The following is a 26,687-nucleotide window of genomic DNA, read 5'->3' as shown; positions in this document are numbered from 1 at the left end:
CCCTGAATCAATGACTTGGGCTGGCGTCAAGCTAACCCGCTGATACCACTCAACTTAGTTTCGGATCGGGCTCTAAGGGCGGTGACTGGTATCTCACCCCCAACGGCAACCGTGTCGCTGCAGAAATTGCGGCCGCGGCCGCTGGCGATCGGCTTAAGACGCTCATTTTCGTCCAGAGCACAGTCGCTGCCGAAGGGTCGGTCAAGACCTTCCGCGCCTTGTTGCCGGAGCGGCGGATCAAGCTCACCGATGCGGAAGAGGAGATCTGGAAGCGCGTCGAGGAGGAGATGGGCGGCGCGCAGCATTGTTACTTGAAGGTCGATGCCAGCGGCACTGTCATCGGTGGTGCCACGAGCCATCATGCTCAGTTGCTTAAGGATGAGCGAGACCTGCATAAATCCTTGTTCGAACGTCGTGATGGCCTTGATGCGCTGTTCGCCACCTCGACCGTTGCCCAAGGCATGAATCTCCCCAGCGACATCGTACTGATCGCAGGCGACAGCCGCTGGGACGACACGAAGGACAAGATGCAGCAACTGGATGCGCACGAGTTGCTTAACGCCGCTGGCCGCGCGGGCCGGGCCGGCGAGAGCGGGCAGGGTTTCGTCCTGATCGTGCCAAGCAGGGTGATAGATCTCGACGACGGCGCCAACAAGATCGATCACCACTGGATGTCGCTTCAGGGGATCTTTGCGCAGTCCGACCAGTGCCTCGTCATTGATGATCCGCTCACCGACTTGCTCGATCATATTCATAACGAGATCAATATCGGCGACAACGAAGACTATCTCCTTGCGAGGCTTCCCGCCGGTCCGGACGATGACAAGGATCTACCGGCCCGGGCCATGCTTGGGCGTTCGTTCGCCGCCTATCGCAAACGGGTCGAAGGCAAGGCGAAATGGATCGAAAGCCGGATCGACGCGGCGCTCGTCCGGCGCGACGAGCTTGCCCCGGATGAGGCAGTTCCCGTCCTCGGGCAGGTCGCTTCGTCCGCCGGACTTCCGGTCGATATCGTTGCCAGCCTCGCCAAGAGGATCGACAAGGGCAAGTTTGACGGCGATACCAAAGAGTGCGTGGAAGCACTTTTCCGGTGGCTGGAGAAGAACCCAGAATATGTCCTCCAGGTTCTCAGACCAAACGACGTCGAGGGGTTGTTCGGCAAGAAGTACAAGGAATTGCCGTCCAGCATCGAGCAGGCACGTCACGCCCTTCCGGTGATCCGGATTCTTCTCGAGAAATGGATGGCTGGCGAGCCGCTCAACCAGCTCGAGCTCGCCATCGGCACGCATGCGGACAAGCTCGGCACATGCGAGGTCGCGCGGCATTTCGCGGTACGCATGGCCTCCGACATGGCGTTCGTCGCTGGCCTTCCCGCTCGCATTATCGCTGCACGAAAGATGGAAGACGATACCGTCGTGATGCCGACAGTTCTTGCGACGTTAGCCGGTGCCGTGCGTCGCGGTTGCGACAGTCCCGACATGCTTGCGAACGCCGTCAATCTTGGACGGGAGGTATCTCGCGTCGCCGCTCGTCTGGCGTTCGAGAAGATCGGTAAACATATTAGCGCCGGTGATCCGGCCGAGCCATTCGAAGCCACGCTTGAACGCATCCGCACCGCACAATTGGTGTCAATGTTCGACGCACTTTGAGGTGCGGGATCCGATTTCGAAATAGACGGATTGATTACTGGCTTGCAAACTCCCGGTTGATCGGGTGTCGCGCCGGCAACATTGCGCTTGTCATCGAGAATGGCATTAATCGCTATATTGGAAGACGGGGCGACCAACAAACTTTGCCACTCTTAACGTAGCTCGCCTGTCATGATGTTCCGTAACTCGGGTGCGCAGTTCAGCATGAACGGAGGGGCGACTATCGAGCGTCGGAACCCTGTAAGCTGCAGGGTAGAAAACGGCCTATCCTCACCATCAGCGAAAGAGGTCGATCCCTGCGGTCTTCGTTAAATAACGCTCTACCGGTTGTAGAGAGGGGAGGTGGCTTCGCCGGGGGTGGGCCTGATGAGCAGGCTCCGGGCGTGACAGGCTTGCGCCCGACATTCTGCTGGAGACATCCCGTGATCCAATCTGTCAAAGTGAAGAACCTCTCCCTTTCCAAGGACAATGTCCGCAAGACCAACCGCGAAACCGGGCTCGATAGCCTGGCGGCTGATATCGCCGCCCACGGCCTGTTGCAAAATCTCGTGGTCACTCCCCTCAAGAGGGCAGGCCATTTCTCGGTCAAGGCGGGCGGCCGTCGACTCCGCGCTCTGCAGCGGCTGATCGAGGCAGGTACGCTGCCCGTGGCGCACGAGGTTCAGGTTCTCGTGCTCGATGACGATGCGGTGTCCACCGAGGCGAGTCTGGCTGAAAACTTTCAGCGTGTGCCGATGAACCCCGCGGATGAATGCACCGCTTTCAAGCATTTCATCGACAAGGGCGCCGATGCCGAAGATGTGGCAAAGCGGTTTGGCGTGACGACCCGCTTTGTCGAACAGCGTGTGCGTCTGGCCGAACTGGCACCGTGCGTGTTCGAGGCGCTCGCCTCTGGCGATATCACTCTTGGTGTCGCCCAGGCCTATGCGGTGACGCCGGATACTGAACGCCAAGCCCGGGTCTTCGAGAGCATGCGCAATGCCTATTATGGGAGCAATCCCGATAATATCCGCCGCGCGATCCTCAATGGCAGCGTGAAAGCGACCGATGCCAAGGCGCGGTTTATCGGCCGTGATGCCTATCTGGAAGCGGGCGGCCGGGTAGAAAGGGATTTGTTCGGTTCCGAAGCCGACGAATCCTGGGTGGATCTCGACCTCATCGACGATCTCACCGCCAGGAAGCTGGAGGCGGCTGCGGCGGAAATCGCCAAGTCGCAGGGCCTGGCCTTTGTGACGCCCGTAATCGGTACCAGCGTCCCTTATGATCTGGAGCGGCAGCTCCACCAGTATCACGCCCCCTTGCGCGATTTGTCGGAGGACGAGGCGGTGCGCGTGGCCGCCCTCGGCGACGAAAATGACGCTCTGGTTGCGCAGCTGGACAGCGAACTGATCGACGGCAGCGAGGAGGCGACTGCGGCCAATGACCGTATCGAGGCGATCGAGCGCGAACTCGATGCCATCGAAACCGATCGCAGCGGGGTTGATCCCGAGGTTGCCGCGCAATTGGGGACGTTCATCTATATCGGACATGATGGCGATGTTCGGGTGCACAGCCGCCTGTTCAGTGAGCAGCCGATCCACGGACCCTCGGGCACCGAACGGCTATCCGATGAAGGCGGCGGCAATGGGGACGACGCAGTTGAAACCGGGGTTCGCTACAGCGCCACACTGGTCGACGAACTCGCCATCCAGCGGCGGCAAATCCTCTCGGCGCATCTTGCGAATGACCCCACGCTGGCACTCGACCTAGCCATCTTCCTCATGGCTAATGGCGTCGTCTATGCGACGAGCTATGTCCGCAGTCACACGACACTGAAGGCCCCGGAAGCTGCGTTTCCGATCTCGACCTTTCGCGATGCCGACAGTCCCGCCAGTGCCGCGCTCGACGAACAGCGGCAGGGCCTCGATATGAGCTGGGCTGGCTTGCCAACGCTCACGGCACGCTTCGACGCTTTCAGGATGCTCGATGACCAGTCCCGCGCAGCCTGGCTTGGCTATGCAACCGCACAGACGCTCGAACCCACGCTCAACGTGAACGGCGGGAGCCGGCACAATGGCTTTCACGATCATCTGGGCCGCGTCCTCGACATCGATGTTGCGAAGTGGTGGCGGCCGAGCGCAGCGAACTTCTTCGGCCGGGTGAAGAAAGACGTCATGCTGCAGGCGCTCGAGGATATCGGCGGTCCGATCCTTCGCGGCCGATACAAGGATGCCAAGAAGGGTGAACTTGCGGCAGCCTGCGCGTCGCTATGCGGCGGACAGGGCATTGTTGAGGTGGAGATCAAGGAAAAGGCGGTGGCCTGGCTCCCTGACGCGATGCGGTTCGAGGCGATTGAACTGCCCGATCGTTTGAGCTCACCGGCGGCGTTCCTCGATGAAGATGAGGATATGAGCAGCGCCGAAGGTGGCGAGGGCGATGATGACGCTGCCGACGACGTGGAGGATCTGGAAGAGGCCGCCTAGCGGCAATGCAAACATGTCGAGGCCAACTGGGGCGGTGCCGAAAGGTGCCGCCCTTTCTGTCCGTGATCCACCCTGGCCTTGAGAATGCCGAGCTGGATCCTGCCTCAAAACCGACAGGAGATTTGCGATGCAGCGCGCAACGTCCAAGCCATCACCCGCCGAGATCATCACTCAGACCATCATCGAGAAGCTCGCCGGTGGCGTGCGGCCTTGGGCCAGACCATGGCATCCGGGCACGGAAACCGGACGGCCACTGCGTGCCAACGGTCAGCCCTATCGCGGTATCAACACCTTCTGGCTCTGGCTCGCAGCGGACGCGTGCGGATATCGGTCGCGTTATTGGATGACCTACAAACAGGCGCAAGCGCTTGGGGGCCAGGTCCGTGAGGGAGAACGCGCGCAGATCGCGATCTTCTACAAGACCTATACCAAGAAGGGTGCAGCGGCGGCATCGGGTGATCCGGCGGATGAACTGCGCCGGGTCATGCGCAGCTACGCGGTTTTCTCCACCGATCAGATCGACGGTCTTCCCGAACAATACCACCCACCTGTCGTCGAGCTTGTACCTCCCCACGATATCCTTGCACCGCGTGCCCAGATGTTCATCGAGCGCTTGCCCGCGCGATTACATCATGGTGGGGACCGGGCATTTTATGATCGGCTGTCCGACAGCATCACTCTCCCGCACATCGCGCAATTTTCGTCGCGCGCGCAATGGGCCGCAACGCTGGCGCATGAGGCCGGGCACTGGACAGGCCATCCCGATCGCCTGGCCCGAACCTTCGGCAAGCGCTTCGGTGATGACGCTTATGCGTTCGAGGAACTGGTCGCTGAACTGGCCTCCGCGTTGCTCGGTGCCGATCTTGGCCTGCCGGTCGATCATCTCGATAACCATGCCGCCTATATCGGATCGTGGCTCACCATCCTGAAGCGCGATGCGCGGGCACTGATGACCGCCGCCGCCCGCGCTGAGGATGCAGCAGGTTATCTGATGCGCGCGTCGGGCCTCGATACGGCCGTCCAGGACGGCGCGGGCTCCCTGCGCGAAGCGGCCTGATCGGGAAGAGGAGAGGGGGCCTTCGGCGGGTTGAGCGTGCTTGGCGCTCGATTGCCGGAGACCCCGACCATGTTCTACGATGTCAGCTATCGTTTTAGCGCCGCGCTTTGCCCGGATGCGCTTACCGGTTTCGCTGCGGCGCTCCACGCCGTCAATGCCGCCGTCGCCGATTGCGAGCGGGCTGGAAGACCGGTTGCTGCCGACCCCGCCATCCACCTTCTGATCCGCCACCTCGCGAGCGTGTCAGTAGGGCTTTTTCCCGATACATCGGAGATGCAGGACCGCTGCGCCGCTGCGATCTTCGAAATCACCGAGCGCCCCGCGCTCGCTTTGTTGGCGGGCCATGATCTTGGCGATCGGCCTGATGCCAAGCGCACATTCCACTTCCAGTCGCGTCGCGCGCTGGTGCGCCTTTGCGATCAGCTGGGGTTCGATGCCGGAGCCTGTCGGATCGGGACCGATCTTGGTCGGCCGAGCAGCTCGGGCGAAACCAGCCTTCGGTGCGATGATCTGTACCTGCTGGTAACGCCGAAGTCGTTCGAGAGCGGCCGCGAGATCATGTTCCACCGCTGCATCGACGGCCGTGATGCCGGTCGATTTCACCATGCACCGCTGAACGAGCTGCTCGATCCTCCAGTGCTCGCCGCGCGCGTCCGACACGTCCTGGGTCGCGGTGCCACGATTTCACGTCTCGCCGCCTGAAATCCATCTCTCGATCCCAATGCCACATTCGTCACCGACCCGGTGGCCTATCAAGGAGACAAGCCCATGGCCGACTATTTTTCTCAAAGCGTGGTTCTCCCCTACATACCAAGGGGTGACTTCAGTCCCGGCGAACGCCTGATCCTGCTCGCGATGTTCGAGCATGAAGAGGTTGATGGCGAATATTATCTCTTCGCCGAACATGGTCGGCAGGATTTTCTCGCGATCGATGTCGCAGATATCCGCGAGGCGTTGATCGACACGCCGGCGGACAGCGTTGCGGCAAGGCTGCTTGTCTCGTCTCTGGCTTCCGCAGGCGACGCGACTGGCATCATCGAGGTCGATGCCGCCGATGTCTGGATAGATCTGCTCCAGGATGTCCTGCGGCGCTCCGACACGCTCGATCACATCAGCATTGAGACCGCCCATAGCTGCTCACGCATGCGTTCGGACGGTTTCGGCGGCGCGGCGATCGTCATCACAGCCGATGGCATCGACGCCATGTCGACCAGCCAGTTCATCGACGAGACGCTCGGGGCAAGGCTGTCCCCGCCCGTTTCCACCCGCTGACAGGGAGATTTCTCATGGGATGGCTCACCATGCAGGGGCTGCAAGGCTTTGCCTCACCCCGCGCTTATCTCGATGCGCAGTTCACATATAGCCGAGAGGATCACCAACTGGCCGTGCTGCGATCGGCGGTGGTTGGGCTGCGGACCTATTATGCCGCTTGCGAGCGCCTTGATGGCGAAGCCAACCGCTCCGTGTTTGCGGTGGTGTGCCTGTTTTCCTACAATCCCGCGGCGAAGGACGGCTATTCGTTCGGCTACAAGGATATGGACGAGACGGTCGGCCCCTGTGAGTCCGACTGCCCCGAGTCTATCCTCGATCTGTTGACGCCGACCGGTTACCCGCATGCGATCGAGTGGCGTGCGCGCTGTCGTTCGCGCGTTGCTCTGCGTCAGGCCCAGTGCGCCAGGCCGACGCCGCGCGCCGGTCAAACCATCATCTTCGATGAGCCGATCCGGTTCAGCAACGGGCGGACGCTCGACACACTTCACGTCGTCGCCAATTCCCACGGTCGGCGCGGCACCCTGTTTCGCGACCCGCAAACCCATGACCTGTGCCGGATCAGCCATGTGAAGCGGCGGGCCTATCGTCTCATCAATCCCGCGCGAGCGTCATCGTCATGAGTCGGTCGCCATCGTCGTCGGCCGTGCAGGCGCAGGCTTCGCTGCCGCTGGAAAGGCGGCGCCCAATGGACCGGTGGCGCGACGACTTCCCCCGGGCCGCACGCGGCCCCGGGATCCCCACCTTCTTTCACCTCCCACAGCCAAGGAGATTGTCATGGCCGATCGTGTTTCCGCAGCCATCCGCATCGGCGGTGTGCTGTCCCCAGCGTGTCTCCCGGATCTTGTTGCAGCGATCACCTCCGATGACGCGCGGACCGATTGGGAAGGCGAGGCCTTCACCTCCGACGCCATCGAGCCCGATATACCCCTCTATCTCGTGGCGCATGAGGTCGCCTGGGGCATTTTCAACGAGATCGAAGCCTTTTGCCAACGACAGGGCCTCGTCTATGCGCGCTGGTCGGGCGGCGCGCCGGGCAGCTTTGGACCCGAGCGTGTCGTCTGCGACGGATCGGGTTCGGTGCAGCATTTTGCTGCGTCGGACGACGACGAGGTCATGATTTCCGCTGAGTTGGTCCGAAGCCTTGGTTCGCTGGCGGCTATCACTGCCTATTTCGATAAAGCGGAGCGCGTGATCCCGCCCCTGACGCTCAGCGGAGTGGCGTAGTCAGCGATGTTTGGGCAGGTTCGCCTTGGCTGTGCCCGGAGCCCTTCCGCCAGAGGATGCGGCATATGGTCCATCGCGAGTCGGCAGCAACCCGCAAATCCCGGGCCGTGTTGCCGTGTTCCACGGCTGCCCGCGCCACCCCGGGGATTTGCAGGTTTCCCTCGGCTTTGCCTCGGTGCGGCCGCCTCTTGGCCGATGGACCAGAGGATGCGCATCCGGCGGATGGGCCGCCGGCACAAGCACCGAAAGGCTTTCTCCCATGCCTACATCGCTGGCAACCGCCCTATCCGCTCTGGAGCTGGGCCATCTCGAACCCCGAACCGAAGATCTGACCGGCATGATGCCGCCACCGGCGGAGGCCCTCGAACAGACCGTCACCGCCATCTGGAGCGACCTGTTCGCAACCTTGAACAACAGCGCACTCGAACGCGACATCGAAGACCTGGGCTGGGCAATGGTCAATCTCTTCCACCGCGCCGCCGCCAAGAAGCACGGGTTGATCGACCGCCTGACCGATGACATCCGGCTGCTCCTCGCAGAACAGGACGGCTCGGAAATCAACACCGCAAATCTCGAGGAGAAGATTGATCTGGCCAAGAAGGTCGAGGAATCGGCCGGAGCCTTCGAAATCATGCGCGACACCGCCGCCGCCCATTACCTGCACGATACCGGCCGAAGCTGGATACCTTCGAGCGGCAACCGCATCTCGCTCGGCGTCACGTCAGCAATCGTCGATGGCAATGCTTTCCTGCGGGCGCGGCGCGAACGGGTGCGGGACGCCAACATGGTGCAGGGAACGCCCGTGGTATTCGCCGGGGGCCGACTGACCTTCGGGTCCGACGAGGATGCGAAGCGCTTCGCCGACAACCTGCTGCGAACACTGAACGCGGTGCGCGACCGGGTCGGAGACATGTATCTCGTCCATGGCGGCGACATGAAAGGCATCGAGCGGCTCGCGGCATCATGGGCCGAGCAGAAGGGCATCCAGCAATTGCGGTTCGGTCTCGACCGCAAGCTAGGCGATCGTGCGGGCTTCCGTCGCAACGAGCAGATGCTCTCGCTCAAGCCCCGCTACGTCATCGCCTTCCAGGGCAACGGCGTGACCGAGAGGCTCGTCATCGAAGCCAAGGCGCGCGGGGTCCGGGTCGTCGATCGTCGCGGACCACTGGGAAGCCCCCCTGCCGCTGCTGGTCGAAACGCCGCCTGAAGGCACGGGCCGCCGGTCCTCCGGCGGCCCTCTTTTTGTGCCGTCCGTGGCCGGGCGCAGCCGACATTACCTGGCTGAGAGGGGAGGGTGCCGATGCCCTTGCGAACCCGCTGGATTGCGGCGGGGCTGTCAGGAGTTTTCGCAATGGATGCCTGTTTTGAGATCGGACCCTGTCCCTATGAGGAGGATCCAGCGCAACTCGGGCGCACGCCCGGCTTTGCCAGGCTCAATGCCCTGGAAATCAAATGCTATGCTGCCGCGCTCGTCGCCGTTCATGGTGTCCCGCCCCTTGGCGCACGTTTTTTCCGACGCGACCATAGTCATGACTTTGGTCGCTATCAGACGCTCGCCCTTCGCGTGCGTGCCGGATGCGAAGGGGGCGTTGCCTATGCACGACGCATCGAGCCAGGCCTTGCTCGCTGGTATCATGCCGGCTTCACCGCGCCGGTTACCTATGACGGCGGTCCCCGGCCGACCATCCATCACGCGACCGTCGAGGCCGCGATTGCCTCGGCGATCATGATTATGCGTCCGCCTTATCCCGATGGCCCGGAGCGGATCGGGCATCTGCGCGCCTACGATCCAGCCATGGGCAGCTTCTAGCGCCCTGGCCCGTGTTCGCGTCGCGCGGCTCAGTGCCGCGGGACGTTCAGCTATGAAGATTGGAGATGATGATGCGCGATTTGCATGATGAGGAACTGCGCGCGCTGCTTACCTTCCGCGAGCGGCACGGCCGCCGCTGGAAGGCGGCATTGTTGTTGCGATGGTCTGCTGGAGCCGACTTGGATGAGCCGGGATCGCCGCATTTGCGCCGCCTGCGCAATATCGGTGGCCCGCGCTGGCTGCTTGGCCTGTCGGTCGCCGCGCTCGATGATGCCGCTGCGCGCCTGGCAGGGGGCATCGATTGGGAACTGGTCGCGACATTTCTGGAGAATGCCACGGGTTTTGCGCGCGGTGCGGCGGCAAGTCTGGACATGGCGCCGGCGAGAGCGGCGCATTCTTTGGCGATTGCGATCGAACTGGGCCTCAAAGCCTATCTGCTGCAGGCCGGATATGCGGACGACTGGAATCGGATTCATATACGGCATGATCTCGAAAAGGCCTTGGCACATGCCACGGATACGGGACTTTTGGGTGTCCCCAAGGAATTGCCTGATCTCGCCGCGATACTCTCGCCGGCCTATAGTCGGCACCAGATTGATGCGCTTTTCCGGGGCGGCGTGTCGCCGTTCGATTTGGTCGACGCCTGTGGATGCGTCGAACGTCTCCTCGTTTCTGTCCGGGCGCAGATCGCGCAGGCGGACCCCGATGCTCCATCCGTGTCGTCACATGGCAACAAGCGCGGGATCGCTGACCCCTGAGCAGGGTGATGGCGTTGCTTCGGAATCCTTCCCGAGGTGGCCATCGCGCCTTTTCCGATCAGGCCGCAGCCCGCCACGGCGGACGACAGCAAGAATGGGGACCGCACTGATCAGAGCGGCTGCGGTCTGGCGAGGACGCACATTGCCGGGAATAAGCGGCGTTGGTTCTGGATCGGTTCGTGGGTTCATAGGGGCCGCAAGCGACCAGCCCTTCTTGTTGACCTAATCCCTAAGTCGGGCGTTCGATGCCTCCAACCCGCTCCCCTTCGGGCCGAGTTGCCGTGTGCCACGGCTGCCCGCACCACCCCTCGTATCGGGGTTTCCCTGCGCCGCTGACGCGCTTCGGTGGAAGCACCGCCCATGCCCGCCTTTTTTGGGGGTCAGTCGAAGGGATGGTCCCTTTGGCACCCAAAAAGGAACCTCGACATGCAGAACCTCGTCATCCTCGCCGGCAACGTCGGCGCCACGCCGGAAGCCCGCACCACTCAGGGCGGCACGCGGATCACCCACTTCAGTCTTGCGACCTCGCGCCCCAAGCGGGACAGCAACGGCAAGGTCGTCAAGGACGACAATGGCCGTCGGATCGAAGATACCGAATGGCACCGGATTACCTGCTTCAACGGGGTCGGCAAGACCGTCGAACAATATGTCGACAAGGGGATGAAGGTGATGGTGCGCGGTCGCATCCACTACACCCGCTGGACCGATAACGAGAATATCGAACGCTTCGGCGTCGAGATCATCGCCGACGAGGTCACCTTCCTCACCCGCGCCAAGCAGGCTGCCGCCAGCAAGGACGGCAACGATAGCACGGTGGACGACGACGACATTCCCTTCTGAGAGCAAGCCAAGGCCCGGTGGTTCGCCACCGGGCCTTTTTGCTGTTTTCCGTACAATCGGTTCGTGATCAGGGGCAACGGAAGGCGGTGAGACACCTGATCGCCCGGTTTATGGATGGCCGACCGTCACGTCGGGGTGTCGTTGAGTGCGTTCTGGAGGGCGGCGATGCTTTCGATCACTGCGTCGAACGCTGGTGCGGCGCCGAAGATCATGCCCGTCATCGCGCGATAGTCGCGGCGCAGATCATCGACCATGTCGCCTTCCGGGCATAAAGCAAAACTGCCCGGCATGGCGGTTGCCAGATCGTAGGCGGGCCGGTTGAAGAACAGCCGGGCATGGGCGACGCAATCGCGGCCGAGCACCGGATCGGCCAGCGCGCGTTTGCCGGCGTCCGACTGCAAAAGTTCGTGGAGATCGTAATAATGGCGCGAGACGCGCTGGCCGTTGCCGCGCAGGGCGCCGCGAATCTCGAACCAGCGCCGCAGCCCGTGCAGAATGACCACCTTGTCCCAGAAGGTCCGCTCCGCGTGGACGATCGTGACATTGGCGACGGCGAGGTCGATCCCGGGCACGTCGCTTTCGAGATAAGGCCGTACCGTATGCAGTGCGTGGGGATCGAGGGCGGATTTGGCGCCGGACTCGATCTTTACGGCCTTCCCGACATAGGCATCGACCGGCGTCACCGTCGGATAGCGCAGAAAGAGCGCCTGGCCATCTTCTGGATCGGGTTCGATGCGCCATTGCTCGCCGGCCATGCCCAGTCGCTCGGCAGCTTCGCCGACGAGCGCGGCGAGTTGCTCTTGCAATGGCCCCTGGATATGCGCCTCGCAGGCCTCGTGGATCGCATCGAGCGCGGCTTGCCGCTTCTTGCCGCTCATCGCCTCGAGCTCGGCGATCGAGGCGGTATGGCCGAGATCGTCGCGAAAGACGGTGACGTCGATATCTTCGGAAAAGCGCTGGATCAGGCCAAATCCCTTCGATAGCGAGGTGCCGCCCTTGAACAGGAGCCGGGGGCCGGGCGGCAGGCCGTTGAACAGCGCGTCGAGCGTCCAGCAGACCCAGAAATCCTTTTCGACATTCTGGGGCGTAGTGCCGATGCGCTGTGCGGTCGTGGTGAACAGGCCGAGGCGGGTCGCGTCGTCCGCACCGATGATGCGGTCATAGGCAGGGTTCATCATGACGTGGCGGCCTTCTCGAACAGCATGGGCTTGAGGAAGGCCTGCATCCAGGCCGGTAGCGTCGAGATGCCATCGGCCAGATCATCGCGCAGCGTCTTGCCGTACCGCGGATCGTGCAGCAGGCCTGCGAGCCGGCGATGAACCACCGCATCGTCCTGGGGATCTCCGCCCATCGTGTCGCGCAGCCAGTGCAGGGCCTGGACGATCCGCATCGCCGGTCGCCCGGCCCAGAAGAGCTTGCTCGCCGCAGTCAGCCGAAAGCTGATGGTGAGGTGGCCAAGCTGGATCGTCTTCAGCCGTGCGTCAGTATGGACGACGATCTTGGCCGGGACCGCATTGGTGAGGCCGAGATCATTGGCGGCGGTCATGCCATCGACCAGCACCCTGATCTGGTCGCGCCGGGTGATCGCGTCGATGACCTCGCGCGGATCGGGCGGGCTGCTTTGCTGCGTCAAGCTGTTGCGCCCGGGCTTGTCATACAGCCCGCGGTCGATGCGCCGCAGCATATCCGCCGCGACCAGACGTTGCAGCGTCTTATCGACGGCATCGCGGCTGCCCAGGTCGAGAAAATCGGCCGGCGTCCACACCGCCTTGGGTGCGCGTGCGTCGATCCGCTGCAGGATCGCGACTTTGAGCTGGGGAACATCGTCGGACATGTCCGAAATCCATACACAAATTTCGGACAAGAGTAAATCTGACATGTCCGAAATCTGTAGGTGCATTTCGGACAAGGATATTGGGCAGCGTGCTCGTATCTCGTCCTTCGCTTATCTCAGCGGCAGTGGCCCGCCGCATAGCGGTTCCATCGCAGCGCGGTGCCGATTGCAATCATGGCGCAACTGATATCGCCGATCACCGGCGCTGCGCACCAGGCGCCGGTGCGGTCGCCTTTCGCATTGCCGTTCGACCGACATTGAAGTCTCGGGCCGACGACAAGAATATGGCCTGTGGCGCTGCGCCCCTTCGCGCCGCCGAGCAGCCGCACCAACGCATCGCGCGCGGCAATGCCGCTGGCGCGCGGGCAGGGGTGTCCCCTGCGACACGAGCCGTCCATCTCCCGCGCCGCTATACCAGCGAGCCGAATCCGTGGTCCTTCGCGGCACCAGATTGGTCCATCACCGTCCCACACCCTCACCGGCGTGCAGACGAACGACTGTCCGCTCGGGACGACCGCGACGGCGAGTAGAAATGCAGCGAGCATCAGTGCTCAAACCGAGATGCGGCGCCTGTCATGCGTCAGGGAAAAGCGGTAAGGTGCCGACCATTGCGGAAGGTTCATCTGCCAGGATGTCATAGCAGCGCAGACGCACAGCCAGATGCCGCGCCAGCTCCGCCACCGCACGCCGACGTGCGACCGCGTCGCCGTGTCGAATATCGGTCACGAGGGTCGGTTCGGCCGTTGCAAGCGACACCTCGAGATGGAGGGCCAGGCTATCTTCATCGACTCGGAGCATGGCGGCAGAATAGAACAAAGAAAGAACATTTATCAAGTAATATCCTGGATGGAATGGGTAAGGCCAAGGCGCGTTTACCGGCGATGGGGCGCAATGCCCAGCAGGGCTTCAATCGACGCAGGCGGCGGCGCCATGCCATGCTCCGGTTCTCTTGACGCAATAATGAGCCTCATATCAGGCAGGTACAAGCACGGGTAGCAGATGCCGGGTGGGTCATGCCCCTCCTTGGGCCGGCGGTTTCACCCCGTTCTTTGAGGCGCAATCCTTGGTCCGGCGTGCGGCCTAATGCGATCAACCCGTAAAGGGTCCGGTCGCTTCGCTACGGCTTTTGACCTGCGGCAAAAAGTGATCGCGGCCGCTCGCCGAACACTTCGGGCGCCAGTCGAACGGGATGAACCCGCCGGCTTGCAAGGAGCCTCGATATGTTCACCGACATCAAGATCGCCCGCCTGAATGCGCTCGGCCTCTCGAAGACTCTCATGATCGCTACGATGGTCATCGGTATCGGCAACCAGTTCGCCGTCATCACCGCAGACGAGTTCGACGGCGACGTCACCGTCATCAACGAATATGATCCCTTCGCGTAAACCCTGGGCGGGGGCTATCGCCCCCGCCCCCTGACATCCAGGGAGCCATTATGATCAGTCCGAACGAACGAGAACCGACTGATGACGAGCGCGAAGGAATGACCTGGTGGAATGGATTATCGGAGGTTGCGCGCGGCGAATGGCTCGCGAGGGCGGGCACTGCGCGGGCGGCAGATGCATGGGCGGCCTACAAGGATGCTCACGAGCAGCGTTAGCGCTCCATAAGTGCGCGGCGGCCACCAAGTTTTAGCTCGCGACGCTGGATGCGGTGGTGGTGGATCTGTTCGGTAATCTTTGATCAGGTCTGAAAAGAGGCTGTAGGTCAGGCCATAATATCAGGTTTGGGGCTGGCGGCTCCGGTTGCCCCGGACCGGGCTCTAGGCTTGCGCCCCAAGCCCCGTACCGGGTCTCGGCCCATGCGGGTAACGATCCCTGCCGCGATCACGTCTTTATCGGGCGCTTGGGCACGGCGCCAATGATGGCAGGCGCAGGACGGCCGTTCGCCATCAGCGCGGGCGGGCAAGCGGTCAGGCCGTCGCACAAAACGGCATCTTCGAGCATGATCCGCCACGGTCCGCCATAGCGCCGTGCCGCCAGATAGTAGGTCGCGCCATCACACGCGACCATCCGGCATCGCTCTTGAGCGTCGATCAGCGTCGCATGGGTGCCATAGCGCGCGACCAGCTCGTCCAGATCGGCCCGCATCAGCGCGCCGCACCGCCGGCACTGGGTCCGGACCTGCACCTGTAGTCGTTGCATCACGCCGACGCTCGAGGTCCAGCCTGGCCAAAGGGCGATGATCTGTGCGGTGTCTGCCATGGCAGAGAGGATAGCGATGCCTTCATCCGCGCGTCCAGCGTGGCAATCGCAAAATCAGCCATGCCGTTCGGCTTTCCTGAGTCGCCGCTGACCCGACGGTCCCTTCCTGGCTTGGCGTCCTCGCCGCGGCACTTACCAGCGCAAGCCCGGTGCCGGGCTTCTCCACATCCGTTGCGACCCTGTCGGGTGCGCGGGCGCGCTATGCCCCGGCGGTCCTGTCGCTGTCGAAAGGCCCCGATCGGCGGGGTCTGACATAGGTTAGGAAGTCGAACATCATGGCCGACCTCAATAGCGACAAAGCCGTCCCCGCAGACCAACGAGTCGAAACCATCGCCCGTCTCAATGACGAACTGCGCAAGGACATCCATAACCCCGGCATCAACCAGGTGGTCATGACCATCGGCGTCGTCGAGTTGATCGGTGATACCAGTCTGTTCCGGGGGTTCCAGCGCCGCGCCGAGTTGCTGCGCACCGTCCGCGATTATGAAGCGTTCGGGCCGGACGTCGATCCGCATGGCGAGCGCGATTTCGGGCGCTTCGAATTTGCGGGCGATACCCTCTACTGGAAGATCGACTATTATGATCGTGACCTTACCTATGGTTCGTCCGATCCGACCAACCCGGATGTCACGACGCGCGTGCTAACGCTTCTTCTCACCCACGAATATTGAGCTATCATGGCCCCGACCCTGTCGGGGCCACCTTTTCACAAAGGGATTTGCAGATGAGCCAGCCTGTAACCCAAGCCCCTCGACCGGCTCTTCGATCTGGCCGCATCCGACACCGGGCAAGCGCGCCGTGTCGCCAACTTCCTGCTGGCGTGGTGGAACGCCCACGATAATGGCGGCTTCGATCTCGCCAACCTGTTCGGGGTCGACCATGCGGTCGCCCCCGACATGGCGGTCGTGTTCATCTATCTTGGCGGCCATCACGGCGCGATTTACCCCGATCAATTGGGCTATAAGGACAAGATCGTGGCTCTCGTCGAGCAGTGGCGACTGCACGCGCCCGCCGACTGACACCAAGGCATGGTCGTAGTCGTCTGATCGGTTTCTACCGGCGCTGCGATTACCGCATGCGGTCCGGCAAACCTCCAGAATGATGAATATTGCGTGCGCGCCATCCCCCCTACCGGGGGGATGGCCGAAGAGTCTGCTTGAGCAGACTATCGGCGACATCGCTCTGTTGCCTGTCACGCGCCTGCCGTCAGGCAAAGAGGAGAGGCTGCGCAGCGAGCGGGGGCCGCGTCTTCTGGCGCGGATGAGGGCGCCGATCGGCGTCCTGCAACTTGCCAAGGAGACCGAAGATGGCCGATTATTTTTCCCGCCATCCCGACCATGCGATCGTCTTTGCGTTCGTCTGCTTCATGATCACCGTTTACCTATTCCGCTTCGTCGGTCCCGGTATCGGTGGCGGAGGGGACTGGTCCTCGCGTGACCATTATGAGCGCAACCTGCGCAATGGCGGGGACGACTATGACTTGTGACGGGCCGGTTGATGACGGCCGGTTCGTGAAGGGCCTGGACCGATGAAGACCATCGTCATCAGTCTGCTCAAGGGTGGGGTCGGCAAGACCTTCCTCGCCACCCATCTCGCCTGGCATCTTGCCGAGCAGACCGGGAACCGCGTGGCGTTCCTCGACCTTGATCCACAGGGCAGTTCGACCCGCCGGCTCGCCAATGAACGGGCGGGTTGGTTTTCAGCGGATCTGTTCGACCCGGAAGCCACGCTCGATCTAGCAGATGCGCCGGGGATCACGGTCTTTGCCGCGGATTCGCGTCTGCAGATGATCAAGGCGGCCGGTGATGTCCGCGACTTCATCGGCCGTTTTCCCGCGCTTCATGACCATTTTGATTATTGCGTCGTCGATACCGGTCCCAAATGGGACGAGCTTACCCTGAGCGCGATGGCGGTTGCCGACGCGGTCATTGCGCCGGTCCAGGTTGCCGAGGATTCGATCGAGTGCGCCAAGATGCTGCTCACCGCGCTCAAAAAAGCGGAAGGTGCGCGCGGCGGTCGCAAGGTGAATTTCCTTGGGTTGCTGCCCTCGATGGTCAATCCGTTCGACCGCCGCGAGATGGAGAATGCGGTCAAGCTCGCCCATGCCGTCGGCGAGAAACTGATGTTCCCCGCGTTCATCAAAGCGCGCCCGACGTACAAGCATTCGGCCGAGCATCATCAGCCAGTGTGGAGCGAAACCGGCACCGGCGCCAAGGCGGCCTCCGAGGAAATCCGCGCGATCCTTGCCGAGATCGAGCGGCGGGTCGTCGGCACCGCCAAGATGGCGGCCTGATGGGCAAGTTCGATCAGCGCGCCGAAGAGTTCGGACTTCTCGTCGGCGTCCATGACAGCGCGCGGCGGGTCGAGGATCTGCCGCTCGACTGGATCATGCCGGATCCGGAAAACCCGCGCCGCACGTTCGATGCGCAGGAGATGCAGGAACTGGCGGACTCGATCGCGGCGCGCGGCGTGCTTCAGCCGATCAGTGTCAGCGCCAGAAACGACGATGGCAAACATATCATCCGCATGGGCGAGCGGCGCTATCGCGCTTCGCTCCTGGCAGGTCGGATCACGATCCCCGCGATCATCGCGCCGGTGGGCGATAGCGGCGCGATGTTGGCCGACCAGATCGTCGAAAATGACCAGCGCGCCAATCTGTCGCCGCTCGAGATGGCGAAAGGGATCGAGCGCATGTTGTTCGGCGGCGCCTCGCAGGTCGAGATTGCCCGCGCGCTCGGCCGATCGAAGCAGTTCGTGTCGCTCTACGCCGCCTATGCCGAGATGCAGCCCTATCTGCGCGCCGCGATCGACAAGGCGCCGATCCGCGTCCTTTACGATCTCCATCGTGCAGCCCGAACCTTTCCCGACGAAGTGCGCGCGTTCGTCGACGGGTTCGGTGATGACGGCGTGACGCTGGCAGAAGGGACGAAATTCGTCGCGGGACTGAAGACTCCAGCGCCGATCAAAGGTGACCAGCCCACTGTCGTGCAAACTTCCTCCTCCGCGTTGGACGGTCCGGCTCCGCAGGCGACCAGCGAGTGGCGGCCACGAAGCGGTGCCGATAGTGCTGGTCGTTTCCAGGGCGGCACGGCGCTCCGAGTGGTGATGGATTCACGAGCCGGGCGCCTGCTTCTCCCCGATCGGGTCAGGGTGATGTTCGACGATGGCGATGAGCGCGACGTTTCCTTGAGCGACCTCGCCTTCGAGTGATCCGGTGAGGCAGGCACGACCGTCACACAGACCCCTTACTCCGCGTCGATATTTTTGATTTTGCAGATGATGTGACAGCCGTGCCCCGATGAGGGGTGCGGCTGTCGTTCGTTGGCGGGCCAGGGGGTTCGCGCCGCCGGTGAGGTTGGGCACCCGGAGAGGTTTTGTTTTCGAGGCGGGGCTGTCTCAATCGAAGGGCCAGAGTCTGCTTGAGCAGACTATCAGACGAGTGGTTTTAGGTGAGGGCCGGATAGGCTTGGCGCCGTCAATGTATGACAATAGGCTTCGGGGATGGCCGTCTTCAACGTCCGTCTGCCCGATGATCTCGCGGCGCGCTTCGATGCGATGGCAACCTCCTCCGGAGGTCGCTCGGCGGTCCTGCGCAAGCTGATCGACGGTGCGCTCCAGGACGTCGTCGAGGTGCCGGGCGCGACGTCTCCACCTCGGACCTGCTCGACCGATCGGCTGCAGCTTCGGCTCATGCGCGAGGATATCGACAGGCTCGATGCGGCCGCCGATGCACGCGGCCTCAAGCGCACCGAATGGCTGGTCATGCTCCTGCGCCGACGGCTCCATGCCAGCCCGCTACCGCCGCGTGCCGACCGGGTGCAGATCGCGCAGTCCTGGCGCGAGCTCAACCGGATCGGCATCAATCTCAACCAGGCGGTCCATGCTCTTCATGCCGCGACCATGGTGGATTCCCGTCTCGACCTGGCACGCGAGGCGGCGCGGGTCGCATCCTTCCGTGACGAGGTGGCCGATCAGCTGCGCGCGCTTGGCCGGGCGCTCAAGGGCGACCTGGCCTATTGGGATACGCCTGATGAGTGACGACGATGACGGCGTGCTGTCGCTGCCGAGCCTGATGGAGGCCTGGCGCCCGCCGACGGGTGGCAAGCGCAGCTTGCGCGGTGCAACGCTGCGGATCCGATCCGGCGGGGGGAAAGGCAGGGGAGGGGGCGGTGCCGCCCCAAGCCTGTCCGCGGCCGAGGCGCGCGCCAAGCTCGAGCGGATCGTCCGCAAAGCCCCCGAGGTCATGGTCAAGATCTCGGGCAAACAGCGTGGGGCGGGTCATCTGGGCGAGCATTTTGGGTATATCTCGCGTCACGGGAAGCTCGAGGTTCGCAGCAGTGAAGGCGAGATCATCACCGACGAAAAGCGCCTGAAGGGGATCGCCGCCGATTGGGACATGCTCGATCAGGCGATGAACCCTTATGGCAAGGACCGGCCCACCTCGATGTCGATGGTGTTGTCGATGCCCGGCGGCACGACCGATGCCGCGACGATCCATGATGCCGTCCAGGCGTTCGCGCGTGTCGAGTTCGAGGGGCAGTTCAGCTATATGGTGGCGCTGCACACCGACACCGATCACCCACATGTCCATCTGACCGTCGCGACCCAGGGCCAGGACGGGACGCGGTTCAACCCGCGCAAAGCCGATCTCCATCACTGGCGCGAGAGCTTTGCCCATGAATTGCGCCAGCGCGGCATCGCCGCCGAAGCCACGCCGCGCCGCGCACGCGGCCATGTCCAGAAGCGGGTGCGCTCGCCGGCGCACCATCTGGAGGCGCGGACAGCAGGGCAGGGGAAGGAGCTGGACTTGAACCGGCTGATCGAAGAGCGCGCGCAGGAATTCGCAAGGTCACAGAACCCGGAGCGTCGGCCTGAAGATGTGCTGGCGCTCGGTCGTCAGAAGCAAATCCGGGGGGCTTACCGGCAAGCCGCGGTAGCGCTGGCGGCAACCGGGAAGGACGAGGATCGCGCGCTTGCCGAGGATATCGCAGGGTTCGTGGCTGATATGCCGGCGGCGGTGTCTCGGCGGTTGCAGCGGGCGCGGGAGATCATGATCGCCGATAGGGTAACGGGTGCGGCGAGCAGTCCGGCGCGCGATGCGGGTGTTGATGGGCCACAAGACCGAAACGCAAGTCAGCGCAAGCGTGAACCAGGCGATCGAGAGCGTTGAAATTGTATCGAGGGATCGAAGCTCGTTGCCGTGCTGTTCCAAAAGGACCTTCTGATCGCCCTAAATCTCCTCTACATCGTTTGCTGATGTGTCGTCCCACTCCTTGTTTTGCCTTTTGTGCCATCAGCCGCGCGACTGCCGCGCGCTGCCGAAGTGCCTGATTTGACGATCACGCCGATCTTCCTCGACGGGTTCGCGACACTGCCGCTGGCTCCGGAAGCGCGCGACGCGATGTTGGCGGCGTGGACGTTTCCCGGCAATGCCGGGTCGCCAAACGGCTCGGGTGAGCGGGCAGCGCGCATTATTGCCGACGCCCGGGCAGACGTTGCTGCGCTGATTGGAGCTGCGCCGGCCGAGATCATCTTCACGTCTGGGGCGACTGAGGCGAACAATCTTGCGATCCTCGGCATCGCTCATTCAGCTTTGGCCCGGAACTCGAGCCGCCGCCGTATCGTCGTCTCTTCGGTTGAGCATAAGGCGGTCCTCGAACCCGCCAATATCCTCGCGGGGCGGGGCTTCGACGTCGTGGTCGCCCCCGTCGATCAATATGGTAGGGTCGATCTCCCACGGCTGGAAAGCCTGGTCGATGAGTGCACGCTTTTGGTCTCGGTGATGATGGTCAACAATGAGACCGGTGTGGTTCAGCCAGTCTCTGAGGTCGCCTCAATCACACATGCGGCGGGCGCATTGTTTCATACCGATGCGGCGCAGGCGGGGGGAAAGGTTGCCATTGATGTCCTTGAGCTTGACGTCGACTATCTCAGCTTGTCCGCGCATAAATGTTACGGACCGATGGGGGTGGGCGCTCTCTACTGCGCTGCGGGTGCCCCAACCCCGGAACCTCTCATCTATGGCGGCGGTCAGCAAAACGCGGTGCGGCCCGGAACCGAGCCGGTTGCCCTGATCGCTGGGTTTGGCGCGGCGGCAAAGATGGCGATGGTCGCCCTCTGTGAAGATGCTAGCCGTGGCCGCACCTTGATCGGCGCGCTGCTTGACCGGCTCGCGCAGCAGCAGATTCGGTTTGAACGGATCACCGGGGACCGACCCGTGGTCCCCGCCAGCGCGGCGATCAGGCTCGAAGACGTGAACGGTGACGATCTGTGCGCGATGGTTGCGCGCAATGTGTCGTTATCGACTGGGTCGGCATGCACCGCTGGCCAAGTAAGGGTGTCCCATGTTCTTGAAAGAATGGGCCTTTCTGACGTAGATGCGCGATCCGTCGTCCGGATTTACTGCCATCGATATCTAACGGAGAGGGATATCGATGCGGCTGCCGCTCATATTATCGCCGCCATTGTTCGGTCTCGGGTTGCCACTGGAGAGGTTCGCCAGTAGCATTCTGCGCCATGAAGCATGGGGCATTTGATAACGATTCGAGAGGTCAGTTCGCCGGCCATGAGACCTTTCCTCTACGCCTCCTGTGGTTGAAGAAGGCCTTTGACGCCGTAGCAGACGGCGCTTCGGCGGGAACATTCCAAGAACAAGAGGCTATTACACGCTTTGGCGTAGGTCGCAATATGGCGGCATCAATGCGTTATTGGGCGCTTGCTTCAGGGTTTTTTACCGAAGCAGACCGCCAGATTGCGCCAAGCGATCTCGGCCGGCTAATCCTCGCGGACACGGGCCATGATCCATTTGTCGAGCGGGCGTCGACGATTTGGCTCGCTCACTGGCATATCGCCAGCAGCCAATCGATGACGACCACAGCTTTTTATGCGTTCAACGTCCTGTCCGCTATCGAGTTTGACCCACCGACGCTGATCGAGGAGTTGCTGGACCTAGTAGGTGCCCGCGGCTGGCGTGCGACGCGCGGTACGCTCAAACGCGATGTCGAGGTCTTCCTGCGCAGCTATGTCCGCCGTGGCGATGCGCTCAACGAAGATGCTGCAGAGCCTTTGTTGGCCGAGCTGGGTCTGGTTCGTGAGGCCCGGATAGGTGGCTGGTACGAATTTGTCCGCGGACCCAAACCCACGCTGCCAGACGGAATATTCGCCTACGCGCTGGCGCAGTTTTGGGAACGTCAGGGCGGCTCGACGGCGTTGACGGCGGAGCAGATTTGCTATGCGCCTGGATCTCCCGGTCGTGTGTTCAAGCTTGACGAAGACAGCGTCATCACCCGGCTAATGCGTCTCGATGACGTCACGGGCGATGCGTGGCAGTGGACTGACACCGCCGGGCTGCGGCAGATCCAGCGACGTGAGGATATCGATCCGCTGACACTGATCGCGCTCGCTTATCCGCTGGCAGTGGCGGCGTGACACAGCTCGCCGACCACGTCTCGATCGATCGCAGGTTCGCGCGCTCGGCGCGGATCGACGCGGATCTAAATGGCACGCCACCTCTCGTTGGCTATGTGCTGCAAGCGAGTGTCGCCAAGGCGCTGGCGACGCTCTCGCAGAGCCAGGTCGATAGCCAGCAGGGTGCTTTTACCTGGACCGGCCCTTACGGCGGCGGCAAGTCGAGCGCGGCGCTCTTGGTCGCCAATCTCGTTGCTGGTGCCCCCGAGAATCGCAAGGTGGCCCGCAAGATCGCCGGTAAGGCGATGACCGCAGCCTATGCCGATGCCTTCCCCGAAGAGCATGGCCCTTGGTTCGTTGTCGCCGTGACGGGCAGCCGCACACGATTACGCGACGCGATTGCCGATGCTGCGGCGATAAGCTTCCGGTGGGATGCCGAACGACGCGCGGCGGCCGGTTCGAGCGATGATATGCTGATCCGAGTGATCAAGCGATCGGGCGAAGAAGCCGGCACCGGGACGCTCCTGATCCTCGACGAGCTCGGCAAGCTCCTCGAGCATGAGGCGCTGGAGGGCGGCGACGTCCACCTGCTGCAGGATATCGCAGAGCATGCGTCTCGCAGTAAGGGTCGACTGGTCGTCATCGGCATCCTGCATCAGTCCTTTGAACAATATGCGGCGCGCGCAGCGCGCGATGCACGGCAGGAATGGGCAAAGGTCCAAGGGCGCTTCCACGACATTGCATTTTTGAGCGGAGCCGATGAAACCGTTGCTTTGCTTGGCCGGGCGATCACATGCCCGTGGCGACCGGACAATGCGACAATAGGCGCATCGGCTGTCGCTCATGCCGTTGCACTGCGCAGGCCCACCGAAACGGATGTTCTGACACAAGCGCTGACTGCCACTTGGCCGCTCAACCCCGTGACTGCACTATTGCTCGGTCCGGTGTCGCGGGCGCGCTTTGCGCAGAATGAGCGCAGCGTCTTTGGCTTTCTCAGTTCTGCCGAACCGGCCGGCTTCCAGGAGTTTCTGCAGTCCACCGACGTTGGCGGCGGTACTTATGATCCGGCCAGGCTCTGGGACTATCTCGGCTCGAACTTCGGGATGGCACTCGCCAGCGGCAATGACGGCAACCGGTTCAGCCTTGCGTTCGAAGCTATCGAACGCGCAGCGGCTAAGGGCAACGAGGTCCATGTCGCACTGACCAAGTCGGCCGCCGTGATCGAGTTCTTCCGCAACGGATCGGGCCTTGCTCTGGCTGACGATATCCTTGCGCAGGCGGTGCCTGAGATCGACGAAAAAAGGCGCCGGGCCGCGATTGCCGACCTGCTCGATTGGGCCGTTTTGATCCGCCAGCCGCGGCTTGGCGGATATGCCCTGTTCGCCGGGAGTGATTTCGATCTCGAAGATGCCATTTCCCGATCGGTCGTGCCGGTGGACACGGGCCAGCTCGACGGCTTGCCCCAGCGTGTGGGCTTCGGCTTCGCGACGGCCAAACGGCATTATTTCCTCACCGGCGCGCTTCGGACATTCGAAATCGGGCTGGTTCTCGCCGGTGTCGATGACACGCCTGCCAGCATCGCCGCGTCCCTGCTCGCTAGACCCGAGCGCGGTAGCGGGCTTTTGGCGCTGATCTTGGGCGATGGCAAAATCGACCAAGGTGAAGTCAAAATGTTGTGCAAGGCCACAGCGGCGATCCTTAAAACCAGCGGTCGGATCATGGCAATTGGCGGTGCGGCCGACAGCTTCGCGCTTCGGTCGAGTGCGGCCGAACTGATCGCAGTCGAGCGTGTCTATCGCGATCATCCCCAGCTCGAGGGTGACCGTATCGCGCGGCGCGAGATCGCAGCGCGCCAATCGCACTGCATTGATCTATTGCATCGTACACTTGAGGCATCGCTCGAGGGTGCGCGCTGGTGGCTGGCACCGACGCCCGGAAAACCCATGCGCGAACCCCTCGCGTTAATCGCCAGCGCGCTTGCTGATGTCGGTTTTCCTGAAGCGCCGATCCTGAAGAGCGAACTGCTCCAGCGCGACAAGCCGTCGTCCAATTCGATGGCCGCGTTGCGTGAGCTCTGCCACGCCATGGTGACGCGCGGGTCCGAGAAAGATCTGGGCATGACCGGCTATCCCGCTGAACTCGGCCTCTATCTGACCGTGCTCAAGCCGTTCGGTCTTCACGCCGAAATCGCGCCCGGGCGTTTCGATTTCGCCGAGCCTGATCGCTCGCCGCAAGGCACCTCGCTCCGCCCGGCATGGCAGGTAATCAGTGAGGCGGGCGATCATACCCTCGATCACGTCTATGCCGCGTGGGCGAAACCGCCATTTGGAATCAAGGCTGGGGTCATGCCCGTCCTGGCGCTGGCCTTCATGCTCTCGATGCGCGACACGATCGCCGTCTATATCAATGGCGTCTTCCAGATCGCGATCGATGATGTCGTCGTCGACAAGCTGCTGCAGCGGCCGGGTGATTTCCGCCTTCGCAAGATCGATCGGTCCGTTCGGGAAACCGCTTTTCTGAGCGGTCTCGCCCTGTTGTTCGGCATCGATCAGGACGCGGCATCGCTACCTGTCGCACAGGCGCTGTTCCAGCGGTTCGAAGCACTTCCCACTTATGCGGCACGCACCAACCGCATCAGCGAGAGTGCGCGGCTCATCCGTCGCATTGTCATGAAATCAAGCGATCCCGAAGCCCTGCTGTTCGACGATCTCCCAAATGTGCTTGGAGACAAACTAGCGCCTGAGCCCGTGTTCGAAGCGCTACTGGAATGCGAAGCCGCATACCCAGCGCTGCTATTGGAAATGCGGCGCGCTCTGGGACGGGCGCTTGGCGTGGATCCGGTCACGTTCGAGGGAATCGCAGAGCGAGGGGCAGTCACCAAGAATCTCACTAATGATTTCAATTTCGATGCGTTTGCCGATCGCGCCGCCGGCCTAGAAACCGAGGACGGAGATATCGAAGGGCTGCTCAGCATCCTGTTGCACCGTCCCGCCCATGGCTGGTCCGATCGCGATCGCGAGCAGGCGCTAACCGAAGTCGCTCGCTACGGTCGGCGTTTCCGTGAACTGGAAGCCTTGGCGGTGGTGCGCGACCGCCGTTCGAATACGGAAGCGCTGGCACTGGTGGTTGGGCTCGATCCGTTGATGCCGCCGATTCTGAGCAGTTTTGTTCTGACCGAAGGCGAAAAGGTGCAAGCGGCGCGATTGGCCGAACGGGTGCTTGAAACATTGGGCTCGGACCGTGGCGACCGACAATTGCGCCTCGCCGCGCTTGCGCGCGCGGTCGCCAGTTTGGCTGCTGAACGCGAAGATGAAGAAGTGGAGGCGGCGTGAAGGCCGAACGGCACATATTGGGTGTTTCGGGCGGGCGCGATAGCGCTGCGCTGGCGGTGTATATGCGCCAGCATCATCCCCAACTGCCGATCGAGTATTTCTTCACCGATACCGGCAAGGAGCTGCCCGAGGTTTACGAGTTTCTGGACAAGCTGGAAGGTTTTCTCGGACGGCCGATCGAGCGTCTGAACCCCGACCGCGACTTCGATTTCTGGCTCGAGGAATATGGCAATTTCCTGCCTTCGCCCCGCACACGCTGGTGTACCCGCCAGTTGAAACTGAGGCCACTCGAGCAGTGGCTGCGTCGCGATCTAGATGCCGGCACGATCGTTCATTCCTATGTCGCCATTCGCGCTGATGAACCGACCCGCGAAGGCTATCAGTCCACACAGGCCAATATGAAGGTGCATCTGCCGCTGCGCGAGGCAGGCATTGATCGGACCGGCGTGATCGAAATCCTCGACCGGGCGGATGTTGGCGAACCGGAATATTATAGCTGGCGGTCACGATCGGGCTGTACCTTCTGCTTCTTCCAGCAGAAGATCGAATGGGTGCGCTTATCGGAGCATCATCCCGTGCGCTTTGCCGAAGCTGTCGATTATGAAAAGACGGCCCTTAAAGATGGGTCGCCTTTCACCTGGAGCCAGGGTGAGAGTCTGACCGATCTAGTCGAACCGGCTCGGGTCGAGCAGATCAAAGCGGATTATGAGAAGCGCCGCGAGCGACTGCGCCGGAACCGCAAGGTCAACCCGCTATCGGCGCGCACCGCCGAAACCATCGATGATGTCTATGGCATCGACGAAGGTGCGGGCGGGTGCGTCATCTGTCACAAGTAGGC

General features: G+C 62.6%; 28 protein-coding genes. 23 read left to right on the top strand and 5 right to left on the bottom strand.

Annotated features, from left to right (window positions below):
- Window positions 1-218 precede the first annotated feature (218 nt).
- The 11 genes from QN347_RS06945 to QN347_RS06895 all read left to right on the top strand — a co-directional run bounded on the left by QN347_RS06945 (window position 219) and on the right by QN347_RS06895 (window position 11,072).
- Window positions 219-1,649 (top strand): hypothetical protein, encoded by a 1,431-nt coding sequence (locus tag QN347_RS06945; protein WP_322161790.1) that lies wholly within the window; start codon window positions 219-221, stop codon window positions 1,647-1,649.
- Between the two features lie 422 nt (window positions 1,650-2,071).
- Complete coding sequence (locus QN347_RS06940; protein ID WP_322161791.1) at window positions 2,072-4,111, top strand: ParB/RepB/Spo0J family partition protein; 2,040 nt, start codon at window positions 2,072-2,074, stop codon at window positions 4,109-4,111.
- A gap of 127 nt (window positions 4,112-4,238) precedes the next feature.
- Complete coding sequence (locus QN347_RS06935; protein ID WP_322161793.1) at window positions 4,239-5,168, top strand: ArdC family protein; 930 nt, start codon at window positions 4,239-4,241, stop codon at window positions 5,166-5,168.
- 69 nt (window positions 5,169-5,237) lie between these two features.
- Entirely contained in the window at window positions 5,238-5,870 is a 633-nt protein-coding gene (locus QN347_RS06930; RefSeq protein WP_323494002.1) for a hypothetical protein, read from the top strand.
- 66 nt (window positions 5,871-5,936) lie between these two features.
- Complete coding sequence (locus QN347_RS06925) at window positions 5,937-6,440, top strand: hypothetical protein (RefSeq protein WP_322161796.1); 504 nt, start codon at window positions 5,937-5,939, stop codon at window positions 6,438-6,440.
- 14 nt (window positions 6,441-6,454) lie between these two features.
- Window positions 6,455-7,060 carry a DUF6927 domain-containing protein gene (locus QN347_RS06920; protein ID WP_322161798.1) on the top strand — a complete coding sequence of 202 codons (606 nt, stop codon included), beginning with the start codon at window positions 6,455-6,457 and terminating at the stop codon, window positions 7,058-7,060.
- 154 nt (window positions 7,061-7,214) lie between these two features.
- On the top strand, window positions 7,215-7,664 hold the full coding sequence (locus tag QN347_RS06915) for a hypothetical protein (protein ID WP_322161800.1): 450 nt from the start codon (window positions 7,215-7,217) through the stop codon (window positions 7,662-7,664).
- A gap of 259 nt (window positions 7,665-7,923) precedes the next feature.
- The gene (locus tag QN347_RS06910; protein ID WP_322161801.1) at window positions 7,924-8,871 is read left to right on the top strand and encodes a DUF2493 domain-containing protein; all 948 of its coding nucleotides are present in this window, start codon (window positions 7,924-7,926) and stop codon (window positions 8,869-8,871) included.
- 144 nt (window positions 8,872-9,015) lie between these two features.
- A complete protein-coding gene (locus tag QN347_RS06905; RefSeq protein ID WP_323494001.1) occupies window positions 9,016-9,474 on the top strand; it encodes a hypothetical protein in 459 nt (152 codons plus the stop codon).
- Window positions 9,475-9,539: 65 nt separating this feature from the next.
- Window positions 9,540-10,232, top strand: coding sequence for a hypothetical protein (locus QN347_RS06900; RefSeq protein WP_322161804.1), 693 nt, complete (start codon window positions 9,540-9,542; stop codon window positions 10,230-10,232).
- Window positions 10,233-10,658: 426 nt separating this feature from the next.
- A complete protein-coding gene (locus QN347_RS06895; protein ID WP_322161805.1) occupies window positions 10,659-11,072 on the top strand; it encodes a single-stranded DNA-binding protein in 414 nt (137 codons plus the stop codon).
- Between the two features lie 125 nt (window positions 11,073-11,197).
- Here QN347_RS06895 and QN347_RS06890 read toward each other — a convergent pair whose 3' ends face one another.
- From QN347_RS06890 to QN347_RS06875, 4 genes are all read right to left on the bottom strand, one after another.
- Window positions 11,198-12,250 carry a nucleotidyl transferase AbiEii/AbiGii toxin family protein gene (locus tag QN347_RS06890; RefSeq protein ID WP_322161806.1) on the bottom strand — a complete coding sequence of 351 codons (1,053 nt, stop codon included), beginning with the start codon at window positions 12,248-12,250 and terminating at the stop codon, window positions 11,198-11,200.
- Window positions 12,247-12,906: a DUF6088 family protein gene (locus tag QN347_RS06885; RefSeq protein ID WP_322161807.1), complete on the bottom strand. Its 660-nt coding sequence runs from the start codon at window positions 12,904-12,906 to the stop codon at window positions 12,247-12,249. The genes QN347_RS06890 and QN347_RS06885 overlap by 4 nt, the downstream gene beginning before the upstream one ends.
- A 116-nt stretch (window positions 12,907-13,022) precedes the next feature.
- Entirely contained in the window at window positions 13,023-13,451 is a 429-nt protein-coding gene (locus QN347_RS06880; RefSeq protein ID WP_322161809.1) for a hypothetical protein, read from the bottom strand.
- Between the two features lie 28 nt (window positions 13,452-13,479).
- The gene (locus tag QN347_RS06875; protein ID WP_322161810.1) at window positions 13,480-13,740 is read right to left on the bottom strand and encodes a hypothetical protein; all 261 of its coding nucleotides are present in this window, start codon (window positions 13,738-13,740) and stop codon (window positions 13,480-13,482) included.
- Between the two features lie 386 nt (window positions 13,741-14,126).
- Between QN347_RS06875 and QN347_RS06870 the strand changes: the two genes are divergently transcribed.
- Window positions 14,127-14,291, top strand: a complete 165-nt coding sequence (locus QN347_RS06870) for a hypothetical protein (protein WP_322161811.1) — start codon at window positions 14,127-14,129, stop codon at window positions 14,289-14,291.
- A gap of 441 nt (window positions 14,292-14,732) precedes the next feature.
- Here the strand turns inward: QN347_RS06870 and QN347_RS06865 are convergent, their stop codons facing one another.
- Window positions 14,733-15,110, bottom strand: coding sequence for a hypothetical protein (locus tag QN347_RS06865; RefSeq protein WP_322161813.1), 378 nt, complete (start codon window positions 15,108-15,110; stop codon window positions 14,733-14,735).
- A 275-nt stretch (window positions 15,111-15,385) separates the two neighbouring features.
- Here QN347_RS06865 and QN347_RS06860 point away from each other — a divergent pair, with 275 nt between their 5' ends.
- The 11 genes from QN347_RS06860 (at window position 15,386) to QN347_RS06810 (ending at window position 26,685) form a co-directional block, all read left to right on the top strand.
- Complete coding sequence (locus QN347_RS06860; protein WP_322161814.1) at window positions 15,386-15,781, top strand: DUF3768 domain-containing protein; 396 nt, start codon at window positions 15,386-15,388, stop codon at window positions 15,779-15,781.
- A 225-nt stretch (window positions 15,782-16,006) separates the two neighbouring features.
- Complete coding sequence (locus tag QN347_RS06855; protein WP_322161815.1) at window positions 16,007-16,129, top strand: hypothetical protein; 123 nt, start codon at window positions 16,007-16,009, stop codon at window positions 16,127-16,129.
- A gap of 287 nt (window positions 16,130-16,416) precedes the next feature.
- A complete protein-coding gene (locus tag QN347_RS06850) occupies window positions 16,417-16,596 on the top strand; it encodes a hypothetical protein (protein ID WP_322161816.1) in 180 nt (59 codons plus the stop codon).
- Between the two features lie 42 nt (window positions 16,597-16,638).
- Window positions 16,639-17,403 carry a ParA family protein gene (locus QN347_RS06845; RefSeq protein WP_322161817.1) on the top strand — a complete coding sequence of 255 codons (765 nt, stop codon included), beginning with the start codon at window positions 16,639-16,641 and terminating at the stop codon, window positions 17,401-17,403.
- Window positions 17,298-18,320 carry a ParB/RepB/Spo0J family partition protein gene (locus QN347_RS06840; RefSeq protein ID WP_323494000.1) on the top strand — a complete coding sequence of 341 codons (1,023 nt, stop codon included), beginning with the start codon at window positions 17,298-17,300 and terminating at the stop codon, window positions 18,318-18,320. Before QN347_RS06845 ends, QN347_RS06840 begins: the two co-directional genes overlap by 106 nt.
- Window positions 18,321-18,611: 291 nt before the next feature.
- Complete coding sequence (locus tag QN347_RS06835) at window positions 18,612-19,148, top strand: mobilization protein (protein WP_322161821.1); 537 nt, start codon at window positions 18,612-18,614, stop codon at window positions 19,146-19,148.
- Window positions 19,141-20,280 (top strand): relaxase/mobilization nuclease domain-containing protein, encoded by a 1,140-nt coding sequence (locus QN347_RS06830; protein ID WP_322161822.1) that lies wholly within the window; start codon window positions 19,141-19,143, stop codon window positions 20,278-20,280. The genes QN347_RS06835 and QN347_RS06830 overlap by 8 nt, the downstream gene beginning before the upstream one ends.
- 162 nt (window positions 20,281-20,442) lie before the next feature.
- Window positions 20,443-21,615 carry a cysteine desulfurase family protein gene (locus tag QN347_RS06825; protein WP_323493999.1) on the top strand — a complete coding sequence of 391 codons (1,173 nt, stop codon included), beginning with the start codon at window positions 20,443-20,445 and terminating at the stop codon, window positions 21,613-21,615.
- Window positions 21,616-21,626: 11 nt separating this feature from the next.
- On the top strand, window positions 21,627-22,538 hold the full coding sequence (locus tag QN347_RS06820) for a DUF4007 family protein (RefSeq protein ID WP_322161826.1): 912 nt from the start codon (window positions 21,627-21,629) through the stop codon (window positions 22,536-22,538).
- Window positions 22,535-25,849: a hypothetical protein gene (locus QN347_RS06815; RefSeq protein WP_322161827.1), complete on the top strand. Its 3,315-nt coding sequence runs from the start codon at window positions 22,535-22,537 to the stop codon at window positions 25,847-25,849. The genes QN347_RS06820 and QN347_RS06815 overlap by 4 nt, the downstream gene beginning before the upstream one ends.
- The gene (locus tag QN347_RS06810; RefSeq protein WP_322161829.1) at window positions 25,846-26,685 is read left to right on the top strand and encodes a phosphoadenosine phosphosulfate reductase family protein; all 840 of its coding nucleotides are present in this window, start codon (window positions 25,846-25,848) and stop codon (window positions 26,683-26,685) included. The genes QN347_RS06815 and QN347_RS06810 overlap by 4 nt, the downstream gene beginning before the upstream one ends.
- The last annotated feature ends 2 nt before the right edge of the window (window positions 26,686-26,687 follow it).

This window comes from Sphingomonas sp. 10B4 (genome assembly GCF_035019905.1).
GTDB classification, from domain to species: Bacteria; Pseudomonadota; Alphaproteobacteria; order Sphingomonadales; family Sphingomonadaceae; genus Sphingomonas; species Sphingomonas glacialis.
Note: the sequence above shows the minus strand (reverse complement) of the source record. Positions and strands in the feature narration are given on the sequence as shown.